General features: G+C 71.9%; 11 protein-coding genes. 9 read left to right on the top strand and 2 right to left on the bottom strand.

Features of this window, described 5'->3' with window-relative positions:
- Positions 1-189: 189 nt before the first annotated feature.
- The 3 genes from ACFRMN_RS26175 (at position 190) to ACFRMN_RS26165 (ending at position 3,216) form a co-directional block, all read left to right on the top strand.
- A complete protein-coding gene (locus ACFRMN_RS26175) occupies positions 190-936 on the top strand; it encodes a hypothetical protein (RefSeq protein ID WP_383023378.1) in 747 nt (248 codons plus the stop codon).
- Between the two features lie 154 nt (positions 937-1,090).
- Positions 1,091-2,014: a DUF6895 family protein gene (locus ACFRMN_RS26170; RefSeq protein WP_383023375.1), complete on the top strand. Its 924-nt coding sequence runs from the start codon at positions 1,091-1,093 to the stop codon at positions 2,012-2,014.
- Complete coding sequence (locus tag ACFRMN_RS26165; protein WP_383023372.1) at positions 2,011-3,216, top strand: serine hydrolase domain-containing protein; 1,206 nt, start codon at positions 2,011-2,013, stop codon at positions 3,214-3,216. Before ACFRMN_RS26170 ends, ACFRMN_RS26165 begins: the two co-directional genes overlap by 4 nt.
- Before the next feature lie 94 nt (positions 3,217-3,310).
- Here ACFRMN_RS26165 and ACFRMN_RS26160 read toward each other — a convergent pair whose 3' ends face one another.
- Positions 3,311-4,705 (bottom strand): LCP family protein, encoded by a 1,395-nt coding sequence (locus tag ACFRMN_RS26160; protein ID WP_383023369.1) that lies wholly within the window; start codon positions 4,703-4,705, stop codon positions 3,311-3,313.
- Positions 4,706-5,033: 328 nt separating this feature from the next.
- On the opposite strand from ACFRMN_RS26160, the gene ACFRMN_RS26155 reads away from it, so the two are divergent.
- The 4 genes from ACFRMN_RS26155 (at position 5,034) to ACFRMN_RS26140 (ending at position 8,849) form a co-directional block, all read left to right on the top strand.
- Entirely contained in the window at positions 5,034-5,612 is a 579-nt protein-coding gene (locus ACFRMN_RS26155) for a hypothetical protein (protein ID WP_383023366.1), read from the top strand.
- Positions 5,613-5,626: 14 nt separating this feature from the next.
- On the top strand, positions 5,627-6,112 hold the full coding sequence (locus tag ACFRMN_RS26150; RefSeq protein WP_383023364.1) for a hypothetical protein: 486 nt from the start codon (positions 5,627-5,629) through the stop codon (positions 6,110-6,112).
- A gap of 206 nt (positions 6,113-6,318) precedes the next feature.
- Positions 6,319-7,680, top strand: coding sequence for a bifunctional o-acetylhomoserine/o-acetylserine sulfhydrylase (locus tag ACFRMN_RS26145; protein ID WP_383023361.1), 1,362 nt, complete (start codon positions 6,319-6,321; stop codon positions 7,678-7,680).
- Positions 7,677-8,849 carry a homoserine O-acetyltransferase gene (locus ACFRMN_RS26140; protein ID WP_383023601.1) on the top strand — a complete coding sequence of 391 codons (1,173 nt, stop codon included), beginning with the start codon at positions 7,677-7,679 and terminating at the stop codon, positions 8,847-8,849. Before ACFRMN_RS26145 ends, ACFRMN_RS26140 begins: the two co-directional genes overlap by 4 nt.
- Before the next feature lie 32 nt (positions 8,850-8,881).
- Here the strand turns inward: ACFRMN_RS26140 and ACFRMN_RS26135 are convergent, their stop codons facing one another.
- Positions 8,882-10,633, bottom strand: a complete 1,752-nt coding sequence (locus ACFRMN_RS26135; protein WP_383023358.1) for a purine-cytosine permease family protein — start codon at positions 10,631-10,633, stop codon at positions 8,882-8,884.
- Positions 10,634-10,741: 108 nt separating this feature from the next.
- Here ACFRMN_RS26135 and ACFRMN_RS26130 point away from each other — a divergent pair, with 108 nt between their 5' ends.
- Positions 10,742-10,939 (top strand): hypothetical protein, encoded by a 198-nt coding sequence (locus ACFRMN_RS26130; protein ID WP_383023356.1) that lies wholly within the window; start codon positions 10,742-10,744, stop codon positions 10,937-10,939.
- Positions 10,940-11,287: 348 nt separating this feature from the next.
- A complete protein-coding gene (locus tag ACFRMN_RS26125; RefSeq protein WP_383023353.1) occupies positions 11,288-12,565 on the top strand; it encodes a YeeE/YedE family protein in 1,278 nt (425 codons plus the stop codon).
- Positions 12,566-12,605 lie beyond the last annotated feature (40 nt).

Raw genomic sequence — 12,605 nt, 5'->3', positions numbered from 1 at the left:
GAGCCCATCGATGCTTTCTCAGACTGTCCGGCCGAGAGAAATCGCTCTGGACCACCACGCGTTGACTATGGCGATTGCGGAACCCGAGGCACCCTTCAGCGACGCTCCCGTCTACGCGCCGGAAGCGGGGGGCCTACTGCTCCTGCTGGCTCTCCTTTCCCCGAAGGAGCCGAAGGAGCCGAAGGGCCTGTGAACCCCGACCGGTCGCGGACCGCTTATCAGGAATCAGCGGCCGGCCTGGCACGACGTGCCCTCGGTGCCCTGCGGGGCACCGAGGGCACGGCCATGGCCGCCGCACATGTCGAGAGCGCTCAGGACCCCGGGGCCGCGCTGGCCGCCATCCGGATCCTCGGCGCCGATACCTTCGCGCCGGTCGTGCTGGCGGGTGCCCCGCTCCACCGCGAGGACGCGCAGGCCATCGCCCTGGCGTTCTCGGCACTGCCGCCCGCGCGGGACGTGCCGCTCCCGCCGCCCGCCGGACCCGAGGGCCCCTGGCTGATGGCCTGGCGCGACTGGGGCACCGTCACCCTGCTGACCGTACTCACGGGCGGTGACGGCGTGCGGCTGACGGCGCCGCGACCGGCGCGACCGGCGCACCCGGCGGACGCCGCGCCTGCCGACGACACGGCGGCCTGGGCCGAATGGTCCGTCAGGATGGCGCAGTTGTCCACGTTGGCGCTGCCGGGCCTGGACGGTCCGGTGCATGACGCCGCCCGCAGATCACCGCTGGCTCTCGCGCGCGGGGCGACCCGTGCCGTACTGCGCCGGGACTACCCCACCGCCGCCCGGATCGCGCGCTGGCTCGCCTGGCTGCGCTCGGACGGCGTGAGACTGCCGCTCGACGCGGCTCCGCTGGTGGAGCACATCGGCTTGCTGGCCGGCGGGGACCGACTGGCGCTGGACACGGCGATCTCCCGTCGGCTGATCGCCATTTGACCCGGCCTCGGATCCCGGACCCCGGACCCCGGACCCCGGACCCTCTGATCCTCCAGCCCCTCTGATCCTCCGGCCCCTCTGATCCTCCGGCCCCTCTGATCCCCCACACAAGCCACCCGGATCCCGCACTCACACCCGATCGGACCGAGACCCGATGGCCATGCCCGTCACAGAAGCCGCCCACCGGATTGCCTCCCAGGCGCTGACCTGGCTCCACACCCAGCGGGAGCATGGCGCCCTGCCGCCCGACACCACCGCCGAACTCGCCGAGCCCGACAGCGTGTACAAGCCGCTGGGCGAGACCGCGCTCGCCGCCTCGCTCGTCCTGCGCGAGGGCGTGGCCGGCTCCGCCGAACTACGGCTCGCCCGCGAGCTGCTGGACTTCAGCTGGAAGCAGCTCGGGGGCGGTGCCATGCTCCATGAGCGGCTGCTGCGCTATCCGATGATGACCGACCCGTTGGAGACATACGCCCACTTCGCCCGCTGCGACTACCGCCATGAAGCACTGGACCGGCTGCTGGCGCACACCAGCTCGCTGCGTTCGGCGCGGGCGGCGGAGGTGCTGCCGAACCGCCGCCTCGCCGTCGCCAACGCGGCGCGGATCGGTGGATTCGACCGGGGCGGCCTCGCCACCGACTGGGCCGTCCTGTCCCGCGCCACCTGGCTGGGCGCGTGCCCGGAGCCCTGGCTCATCGACTGGATGACCGCCTACTGCATGACGCACACCGTCTTCCATCTCACCGACTGGGGCCGGCTGCCCTCGGGGCTGCCGGGCGATGTCGCCCAGTACCTCACTCGCTGGCTGCCCGCCTGGATCGACATCTGGACCGAGATCGGCGAATGGGATCTGGTGGCCGAGCTGTTGATCGTCAGCAGTTGTCTCCCGGAGCCCCGCCGCGAACCGGCGGCGTGGGAGCGGCTGGCCGGGATCCAGCACGCGGACGGGCTGATGCCCCGTGACGGCCACCCCGTCAGCGACGATCCCGCCGAACGCTTCGCCGCGCACCACCACACCACCGTGGTCGCGGCGGTCGCCGGGACCCTCGCCGTCTCCCGTGCCCTCGGCGCCCGGTCGTGACGCTGGGCGCGGCGGGGGCGGAGGAGGCGACCGGAACGGCGGGGCCGGCGGCGCCGCGAGAGACCGCGGGGACGACGCCGGCGGGCGGGGCCGCGATGTACATGGCGAACGGCGACGGCGGGCCGCGTCCGCCCGACTGGGCACGCCGTCCCGCCGACGCCATCAGAGCGGCGGCGCCGCGCGCCCGCGCGGTCGCGGTCGCGCTGCGTCACGGCGACCGGCGGGCCGTCGTGACGTACGGCGGCACCTCGCACCACGGCGGGATTCCGGTCACGGCCGACACCCGGTTCGAGATCGGATCACTCACGAAGTGCTTCACGGCGCTGCTGCTCGCCGAGCAGGTGGCCCGGGGCGAGGTGGCGTACGGCGATCCCCTGGCCCGGTTCCTGCCGCCGGAATCCCTCCCCCGGCCACGCGGCGGACCCATCACCCTGCTCCATCTCGCCACCCACACCTCGGGGCTGCCCCGGCTGCCCCCGGGGTTCCTCGGCGGCGCGGCGGCCGACTGGTTCTCCAATCCGTACGCCCATTTCTCCACCGCCGATCTGCTGCGCGCCCTGGCGAGGACTCGTCCGCACGCCCGCCCCGGCGAGCGCGTGCGGTACTCCAACTTCGGTGTGGGGCTGCTCGGTCATCTCCTCACCCGCGCCGCTAGCGGCGGCCGGCAGGGGTACGGGGATCTCCTCGCGGCCCGGGTGCTCGGCCCGCTCGGGCTGATCCGTACCAGCTGCGGGCCCGACCTTCCGCAGGCCACCGGCTATTGGCACGGCCGCGCCCGGCCGCCGTGGCTGATCCCCGGGCTCGCGGGAGCCGGTGCGGTCCGGTCCAGCGCGCGCGATCTGCTGGGCCTCCTCGACGCCGTACTGGACACCGTGCCGGACGATGTCCCGTCCGGTTCCGCGCCACCGGTGCTGGTGCCGATGCCGGTCACCCTGCGTACGGCGCTGGTGGACGTGGTCCGCCCCCGGCTCGCCCTGGGCGACGGCGGCAAGCGGCTGGCGCTGGTCTGGAACATCCGGGTCCGGCCGGACGGCGATGTCTACCACCACTCCGGTGGCACCCGAGGCTTCAGCGCCTTCGCCGGGTTCAGCCCGCGCCACCGCACCGCCCTGGTCGCGCTGACGAATACGAGCCCGGCGGCCGACCAGGCATTCATCCAGAGCGCGTACAACGCGCTGCTGTCACTGGCGCGGCCCGTCTGACGGTCCTTCTGACGGCTCTTCCGACGGCTCTTCTGATGACACGTCCGGCGGCCGGATCCGGTCTCCACCGCGTCGCGGCGTCGGAGTCACGGGGTCACCCCGTGACATCGGGCAGATCGGGGCCGATGGTGAGGGTCAGCGTGCCGGGCTTGGTCCGCTCGGAGGGGACAGGGTCGAGGCCGGGAAGTCTCGTGGCCAGGGACCGGGCCTGTTCCGCCAAGCCCTCCGGGTAGGTGAGGGTGCTCCGCCCGGCCGCGGCGGGGGCATTGCCGGTCGCGGTGATCCGGAAGCCGAGCGCACGCAGCCGTTCGGCGGTTTCGCGGGCCTTGCCGGGGACGTCGGTGCCGTTGAGAACGGCGACCTGGACGGTACCGGCCGCCGGGGGCAACTGCTCCGCCGCCTTCAGCAGACGGGACCTGGTCATCTCCCGGTCGTGCGTGAGGGCGTTGAACAGCTGCTGGGCCGCGGGCGGGTTCCAGACGACGTTGGCCGTGTCGCCGGGGACGTCCCTGGCCCGGGGATAGTGAGGAACGGTGAGGAACGTGATCCTTTCGGTGGGCATGCTTTTGATGCCGGAGGCCAGGTCGTAGAGGGGTTTGAGGCCTGCCAGTTCGGGGTCGGTGGTCAGTGACTCGGTGGCCGCGTCGAGGAATCCGTAGAGCGCCCGTGGTTGGTACAGCTGGGTCCTGGCCTTGGCGGCGAGGGCGCGCATGAACTCCTGCTGGCGGCCGATCCGGCCGATGTCCGTTCCGTCGCCGAGGCTGTAGCGAGCGCGTACGTAGCCGAGGGCCTGGTCGTTCTTCACCGTCTGGCACCCCGCGCGAAGGTCGAGGTGGGCCTTCTTGTCGTGGATGGGCAGCGGCGGGCAGATCTCGACGCCGCCGAGGGCGTCGACCATGCCGGTGAACCCACGGAAGTCCACGATCATGAAGTGGTCGACACGGACACGGGTGTTCTGTTCGACGGTCTTGATCGCGCAGGCGGCGGCGTTGGCGGTGTCACCGGTGGAGCCACCGATCGCGAACGCTTCGTTGATCTTGAAATGATGGGGGGTGGAGACAGCGCCGTCGCCCTGTCGGCACGCGGGGATCCGTACCCAGGAGTCACGGGGGAACGACACCACGGTGGCCCACTCCCCGCTGCCGCCGATATGGAGCAGCAGCAGGGTGTCCGACTGCATGGTGGTCAGGTTCTTGCCAAAGGCTCCGTCCAGCCCTTCGCGGCTGTCGGAGCCGATGATCAGGACGTTCTCGCCGCCTTGGGTGGCTCCGGGCCGGTTGTCGCCGAGGGCGTCGTCCACGCCGGCGCCTTGGATGTTTCCGCTCAGCGCGGAGTAGAACCAGCCGCCGGCCGCGGCCGTGCCCAGCACCAGGGCGGCGGCGGTCAGGGCGAGCCAGCGGCCGGCCCGGCGGTACTGGTCCCACCTGCTCGGCCGGCCGCGTGGTGAGGGGTCGGGACGGCCCCTCGGGCTCATGGTTGCTGCGTTCACGGCGTCAAGCCCCTTTCGGACGAGGATGGGGAACGGCCCCCGGGCCCGGATCAGAGCGGTGCGCTGTCGGACTCCCCTGTGGTGAACAGCGGACCCGGCCCGCTGGGCACGGTCGTCCGGGGCATCTTCGTGTCGGAGGCCGCCGTCGGCGCGCGGCGCGGTCGTCGACGCGTCCCTCGCCACGTACTTCGCCACGCACCTCGACGCGTACATTCGGACGGCTCTGTCCGGTGGCCCCGTAGCGGGGCGTGGCGTGTAGTGGGTGGTACCGCCGTGATCGGGCGGGCGGCTCGCCGCCCGCCGGAGCGGCCGGATCCGAGGAGCCTCGATGGGGACCATCTCCAGGCGTGCCACCGCGATGGGCACGGCCCTGCTGTGCACGGCGACAGTCGCGGGATGTTCGGGCGGCGGCGGTGCGCCGGCGGAGAAGTCCGGGGCGTCCAAGGACCTCGCGGCGGCCTCCGCGACCGCCACCATCGCCACCCCCACCGCGAGCCCGTCCCCCTCCGAAACGGCTGTCGGCAAGGTGTCCGCGAGGTCCACCTCGCTCGGAAAGATCCTGGTCGACGGGGAGGGGCGGACCCTCTACCTCTTCGAGGCGGACAAGGAGAACAAGTCCACCTGTACGGGTGACTGCGTGAAAATCTGGCCGCCCCTGATCGTCACCGGAAAGCCCGAGGCGGGCACCGGCGGGGTGAAGGGCGACCTGCTCTCCACCGCCACCCGCGACAACGGGGCGAAGCAGGCCACCTACAACGGCCACCCCCTGTACCGGTTCACGGGCGACCACAAGCCCGGTGACACCAACGGCCAGGGCGATGTCTCGTTCCACGACACCTGGTACGTCATCGGCAGGTCGGGCAAGAAGAACACCACTCCGCAGCAGAACACCGGCGGCGGCTACTAACCCCGGGAGAAGTGATGTCCTCAACGCCCTCCGGCGTCCGCTCGCGTTCCGGCCGGAAACTCCGTCTGCTGCGCGGAGCGGCCCGGCTGCTGGCCGCCGCGGGGCTCGCGTGGGACGCCTATCTCCACGCCTATCTGGCCGACCAGTACGACGTGGTCACCGCGACCATCAGCCAGGGCGACCTCTTCCGTATCGAGGCCGCCCTGGCATCGCTCGCGGCGCTGCTCGTGCTGGTCTGGCAGCGGCTGCCCGGGGATCTCTTCGCGTGGTCCGTGGCGGCCGGTGGTCTGGCGCTGCTGCTGGTCTACCGCTACGTCGATGTCGGCAAGCTGGGCCCGATCCCGAACATGTATGAGCCCATCTGGTACGGCGACAAGAAGCTCGCCGTCGTCGCCGAGGCGATCGCCGTGGTCGCGACCGTCGTCCTGCTGATCACCCATCCTTGGGCGCGACGCCACCGCGGCCGGCGCCGCGCGGGCCGGCGCACCCGCCCGACCTGATGGTCTCAGTGGCCGATGCCGTGGACCTTCGCCGTCCGCTTCGCGCCTCGATCCGCCGACGGGCCACCGCTCCCAAGCGCCTTGTATTGCGCCGGTATTGCGGGTTCGTGGCCATGCGCGCGGCGTGCTTCCGACGATGACCCGGTGGCTCTACGGTCCGTAATCAAGCGATCCCGCTGTCACAAGAAACCCGTGCGAGGCCTGATATGAGCCAGCCCGTCGACTCCATCACCGGGGGACACACTCCCGAGGACATCTCCCGGCAGGACGCCGGCCCCTCATGGTCCTTCGAGACCAAGCAGATCCACGCGGGCGCCGGGCCCGACCCGACGACCGGCGCCCGCGCGGTGCCCATCTACCAGACGACATCGTTCGTCTTCAAGGACACCCAGCACGCGGCCGATCTGTTCTCCCTCGCCGAGCCCGGCAATATCTACACCCGGATCCACAACCCCACGCAGGACGTCCTGGAACAGCGGATCGCCGCGCTGGAGGGCGGGGTCGCGGCCGTCGCGCTCGCGTCGGGGCAGGCCGCCGAGACGCTGGCGATCCTGACGCTCGCCCGCGCCGGGGACCACATCGTCTCCAGCACCTCCCTGTACGGCGGGACGTACAACCTCTTCCGGCACACGCTCCCCCGGTTCGGCATCGAGGTGTCCTTCGTCGACGATCCGGACGACATCGACGCCTGGCGGGCCGCCGTACGCCCCAACACCAAGGCGCTGTTCGCGGAGACGCTGGGCAATCCGCGCGGCAATGTCCTCGACGTACGGGCGGTGGCGGACGCGGCGCACGACGCCGGGCTGCCGCTGATCGTCGACAACACTGTCCCGACGCCCTATCTGCTCCGTCCGATCGAGCACGGCGCGGACATCGTGGTGCACTCGGCGACGAAGTTCCTCGGCGGGCACGGCACCACCATCGGCGGGGTGGTGGTCGACGGGGGCACCTTCGACTTCGGCGCGCACACCGAGCGGTTCGCGGATTTCCACACCCCGGACGCCAGTTACCACGGGCTGCGCTACTGGCCGGATCTGGGCCCCGGCGCCTTCGCGGTGAAGCTCCGGGTCCAGTTGCTGCGTGACATCGGCCCCGCGCTCTCCCCGCACTCGGCGTTCCTGCTGCTCCAGGGCGTGGAGACGCTGAGTCTGCGCGTCGAGCGGCACACGTCCAACGCGCTGGCCCTCGCGGAGTGGCTGGAACAGCGCGACGAGGTCTCCGCCGTCCACTACCCGGGGCTGGAGTCCAACCGCTGGTACGAGGCGGGGCGGCGCTACCTTCCGCACGGCGCGGGCGCGGTCCTCGCGTTCGAACTGCGCGACGGGGTCGAGGCGGGCAAGCGGTTCGTGGACGGGGTCGAACTCTTCAGCCATCTCGCCAATATCGGTGATGTGCGCAGCCTCATCATCCATCCGGCGTCGACCACCCACAGTCAGCTCGGCGAGGACGAACTGGCGGCGACGGGCACGGCTCCGGGGCTGGTGCGGCTCTCGGTGGGGCTGGAGAACGTGGCCGATCTCAAGGCCGATCTGGAGGCAGGGTTCCGCGCCGCGAAGGCAACGTCCTGAACACGTCCACGGAACCGGCCACGCTCCCCCTCCCGCCGGTCACCGGTGGCTGGCGGGAGGGGGATCCGGTCGGCCGCCGCTCCTGGGTGACGCTCGACGGTCCGCTCCCGCTGGAGGCGGGCGGGGCGCTGCCCGGGGTCAGGATCGCGTACGAGACATGGGGGCGGCTCGCTCCCGACGGCTCGAACGCGGTGCTGGTCCTGCACGCGCTGACGGGGGACAGCCATGTCGCGGGACCAGCCGGGCCGGGGCATCCCACAGGGGGGTGGTGGGATGCCCTGCTCGGTCCCGGCCGGGCGCTCGACACCACCCGCTGGTTCGTGGTCGCCCCGAATGTGCTCGGCGGCTGCCAGGGCAGCACCGGCCCCTCCTCGGCGCGGCCGGGCGGGGGCCGTTGGGGGCCGGCGTTCCCGTATCTGACCCAGCGCGACCAGGTGGCCGCCGAGGCGGCCCTCGCCGACGCGCTGGGGATCGCGCGCTGGGCCGCCGTCATCGGCGGGTCCATGGGCGGTATGCGGGCCCTCGAATGGGCCGTCGGCCGGCCGGAGCGCACCGGTTCGCTGCTGGTGCTCGCGTGTCCCGCCGCCTCCTCCGCGGAGCAGATCGCCTGGGGCGCCGTCCAGATCGCGGCGATCCGGTCGGACCCGGCGTGGCAGGGGGGCCGCTACCACGACGCCCCGGCCGGTGGCGGTCCGCACCGAGGGCTGGGGATAGCCCGCCGCATCGCGCATGTGACCTACCGCAGCGAGCCGGAGCTCGGCGCCCGGTTCGGCCGGGAACCGCAGCCGGGCGGCCATCCCTGGCAGGGCGGCCGGTACCAGGTCGAGTCGTATCTCGACCATCACGCAGAGAAGCTGGTGCGCCGGTTCGACGCGGGGAGTTATGTGACGCTGACCGAAGCGATGAACGGCCATGACGTGGGCCGGGGCCGCGGTGGCGCGGCGGCGGCCCTTGGCCGGGTCCGGATGCCGGCCCTGGTCGCGGCCGTCGACTCCGACCGGCTCTATCCGCCGGCCCAGCAGGCGGAGCTGGCCGCCGCCATGCCGGGCGCCGACCGGCTCAGGACCATCGAGTCGCCGTACGGGCACGACGGCTTCCTGATCGAGACCGCGCAGGTGGGCGGTCTGATCGAGGAGTTGCTGACCGCCCCGGCCGCACCGAGGCCGTAACCGCGCCTCGCCCGGGGCCCCGCCCTCCTCGGTCAGGGAGCGGGGGGCGCCGCGGGCGCCGCGGGCAGCAGATGGTCGCCCGCCTTGTCCGTGCTCAGGCAGAGCGAGCAGACCACCGCGTCGTGGGTGAGGCAGGCGGCCACGTCGGGCCGTTCGAACTCCTGCCGGCACACATGGCACGTGTAGGTGGTGGCGCTGGGGTTCCCGTCGGCGTCGAGCAGCGGCTCGTCGATCCCGTCGCCGGTGCGCCGCAGGTAGTAACGGCCCTTGGTGGCCACGGCCATCAGCGGGGTGACGACGAACGCGATCACGGCGGCGGCGACGGGTGAGTACGGCTGGAGCGTGTCGCCCAGCGCGTGGAAGTACATGGCGATGGAGAGTCCGGAGGCGGCGACGAAGGCCACCACGCCGACCGGGTTGACCGCGTAGAGCATGCCCCGGCGGAACTCGGGCGCGCGCGGGGAGAGTTTGAGCAGATACTTGTTGATCATGATGTCCGTGGCGACGGTCACGACCCAGGCGATCGCGCAGTTGGAGTAGAACCCCAGGATGCTGTTGAGGAAGCTGAACATGTCGGCCTCCATCAGGATCAGCGCGAACGCCAGATTGACCAGGACGAAGATCATCCGGCCCGGGTAGTGCTTGGTGACACGGGTGACGGAATTGGTCCATGCCAGTGAGCCCGAGTAGGCGTTGGTGACATTGATCTTGATCTGGCTGATCACGACCAGCACCACGGCCAGTGGTACGACCAGCCAGGACGGCATCATCGCGTCGAAGGCGCCACGGAACTGCTGAATGGGTTCGGTGGCCGCCGCCGGTCCCACCTCGGAGAGGATGTACACGGCCAGGAACACCCCCATGGCCTGCTTGAGCGCGCCGAGCACCACCCAGCCGGGGCCCGCCATCACCACGGCGGTCCACCAACCGCGCCGGTTCGCCTCGGTCTTGGGCGGCATGAAGCGCAAGTAGTCGATCTGCTCGCCGATCTGGGCGATGAGGGAGAGGCACACGCCCGCGCCCAGCAGCACCGAGGCGGTGTTGACGCCGCCGTCGCCGTCGGTTCCCGTGTACGCGAGGAAGCGGTTCACCGTGCCCGGGTCATTGGCGACCAGATAGACCAGCGGGCCCACCATCAGCAGCAGCCAGACGGGAGTTGTCCAGACCTGGAGTTTGCTGAGCGCCTTCATCCCGTAGATGACCAGCGGGATCACCATGAGGGTGGAGACGAGATAGCCCAGCCACAGCGGCAGCCCGAAACCCAGTTTCAGCCCCTGCGCCATGATCGAGCCTTCGAGGGCGAAGAAGATGAAGGTGAAGCTGGCGAAGATGACACTGGTCAGCACGGACCCGTAGTAACCGAAGCCGGAGCCACGGGTGATGAGGTCCAGATCGATGTTGTACCGCGCTCCGTAGTACGCGAGCGGGAATCCGGTGATGAAGATGACGGCCGCCGCGACGCCGATCGCGGCCAGCGCGTTCCCGGTCCCGTGGGTGAGCCCGATACCGGCGCCGATGGAGAAGTCGGCGAGATAGGCGATGCCTCCCAGGGCGGTGGTCGCCACCACCATGGGGGTCCAGCGGCGGTAGCCGCGCGGCGCGAAGCGGAGGGTGTAGTCCTCCAGCGTCTCGCTGACCGCACCGGCCCCACCGGCACCCGCGGTGTCCGGTGCGGCCGGTGCGTCTGGTGTGTCCGGTGTATCCGGTGTATTCGGTGCGGCCGGCCCGGTCTTGTGGGGCTCCGGGTGGCTGTCGGGTGCTATCAGCCGTGGTTCGATGCTCATGCCACGCCTCCTGGGGGCCGGGGTGGGGGCGGGAGCCGGGGTGGGGGCGGGAGCGGCTTCCCACGCGGGGACAGTAGGCAGCCGGTGTTTCCCACCCGCGTTCACCGGATGACGGAGACGTTTCCGCCCCCGCCCGCCGTCGCGGCGGCGGTCGCGGCGGCCGGCGCCGGCGCGCTCCCCGCCGGGCATCCGCACGTACGGGACGCGGTGGCCACCCACGGCGGGTGGTGGCACGGCCACGACTGCCGTATCGACACCCTCCACACACGCCGGCCCACACCGTCGCGGATCTCCGCCAAGGTCTGACCGCGCCCCGACGAGTCCCGGCGGCGAGCGCCGACCGCATGGCGAGACACCGGTCCACAAGGCGGAAACCGGCCGTTATGCTCGTCCTCATGTCCGCACCCGCTCGCCTCCTGTGTCTCGCGCTCTTCGCGAACTCGGCGTGGTGTGTCGACGACGGCCTCTGTCGCCGCTCAACCTGTCCTCGCTGATTCGGTCGCCGCCGAACCCCGTAACCGACGAACCCCGTTGCCCGCCGAACCCGCCTTCGCGGGACGTCGGACGTCTGCCGCCAGGGCCGTCGGCGGCCCCCTTCTGATACGCCGCCCCCTCCCGTACCCCGTCCTCTACCCCGTCCTCGGAGACCCCGCAATGACCGCACCGCCCGTGGAGGCGACGAAGTCCGCCGCCCTGCTCGCCCCCTCCCCCACCTCCGTACCGCGCCCCGAGGCTCCCCCCGCCCCGCCCGTGCGCCGGGTGCCGCTCGCCGTGTCCGCGCTGATCGCCGTGGCACTGACCGGTTATGTGTGGTCCGCCCATGGGGCCCGCCCCGGTGTGCTCCTGCTGCTCGGCCTCGGTCTCGGCGTGGCGCTCTTCCACTCGCGCTTCGGCTTCACCTCCGCGTGGCGGCAGCTCGTCGCCGTCGGCAATGGCACCGGACTGCGCGCCCATACCCTGCTGCTCGGGACCACGGCGACCCTGTTCGCGCTGCTGATCGGCACCGGCACCGGTCTCTTCGGGGCGGTGCCCGCGCCGTCGGCCGGGCCCCTGGGCGTGGGGCTGCTGGCCGGTTCGTTTCTGTTCGCCGTGGGCATGCAGCTCGGCGGCGCCTGCGCCTCGGGCACCCTGTTCGCGGTCGGGTCCGGTCAATCGTCGATCGTGCTCACCCTCGGTGGCTTCATCGCCGGTTCGACCCTCGCCGCCTGGCAGTTCGGCCTCTGGAAGGACCTGCCCGCGTTCGAGCCGTTCGTCATGGCCGACCACATCGGCTGGTTCGGCTCCTGGGCCGTGACCATGCTGGCGCTCGCGCTCATCGTGCTCGTCTCGCGACGCGTCCAGGCTCGCCGCAACCCGCCGCCGACCGGCCCCGTACCGTCCGCGCGCGGCGCCGCCGCACGAGTGCTGCGCGGCTCCTGGCCGCTGGCCGCCGGTGCTCTGGCGCTGTCCGTGCTCGGCGCCGGTGTGCTGCTGGTCTCCGGCGGCGCCTGGGGTGTCACCAGCGCGTTCAGCCTCTGGGGCGCGGAGCTGGTACGCGCCCTCGGCGGGCACCCGGAGACCTGGACGTTCTGGCAGCAGCCCAATAACGCCGGGATGCTGGCGGGTCCGGTACTCGCCGACAAGAACAGCCTGACCGACATCGGCATCATGATCGGCGCGGCGGTGGCCGCGGCGCTCGGCGGCACCTGGACGCTCCATCGCGGCGTGCCGTGGCGGACCGCCGTCGCCGCTGTGCTCGGCGGTGTGCTGATGGGTATCGGCGCCCGGCTGGCCGGGGGCTGCAATATCGGCGCCTATCTGGCGGGCATCGCGTCGGGCAGCCTGCACGGCTGGATCTGGGGGGCCGTCGCGATCCTGGGCACCTGGGCCGGCCTGAAGCTGCGTCCGCTGTTCGCGCTGAGCAACCCCAAGCCGGGGGACGGTATCTGCTGAGCGCCGGCACGGCCTGAGGGGGCCGGGGGCGGGTGTCGAC

Origin of the sequence: Streptomyces sp. NPDC056835 (genome assembly GCF_042789485.1) — a bacterium.
Taxonomy (GTDB): Bacteria; Actinomycetota; Actinomycetes; order Streptomycetales; family Streptomycetaceae; genus Streptomyces.
This window is presented reverse-complemented; position numbering and strand designations above follow the sequence as displayed.

Coding starts and splice junctions, on each gene's coding strand:
- ACFRMN_RS26170 (WP_383023375.1), top strand. CDS start 1,091: ATGGCCATGCCCGTCACAGAAGCCGCCCACCGGATTGCCTCCCAGGCG.
- ACFRMN_RS26155 (WP_383023366.1), top strand. CDS start 5,034: ATGGGGACCATCTCCAGGCGTGCCACCGCGATGGGCACGGCCCTGCTG.
- ACFRMN_RS26150 (WP_383023364.1), top strand. CDS start 5,627: ATGTCCTCAACGCCCTCCGGCGTCCGCTCGCGTTCCGGCCGGAAACTC.
- ACFRMN_RS26145 (WP_383023361.1), top strand. CDS start 6,319: ATGAGCCAGCCCGTCGACTCCATCACCGGGGGACACACTCCCGAGGAC.
- ACFRMN_RS26135 (WP_383023358.1), bottom strand. CDS start 10,633: ATGAGCATCGAACCACGGCTGATAGCACCCGACAGCCACCCGGAGCCC.
- ACFRMN_RS26130 (WP_383023356.1), top strand. CDS start 10,742: ATGACGGAGACGTTTCCGCCCCCGCCCGCCGTCGCGGCGGCGGTCGCG.
- ACFRMN_RS26125 (WP_383023353.1), top strand. CDS start 11,288: ATGACCGCACCGCCCGTGGAGGCGACGAAGTCCGCCGCCCTGCTCGCC.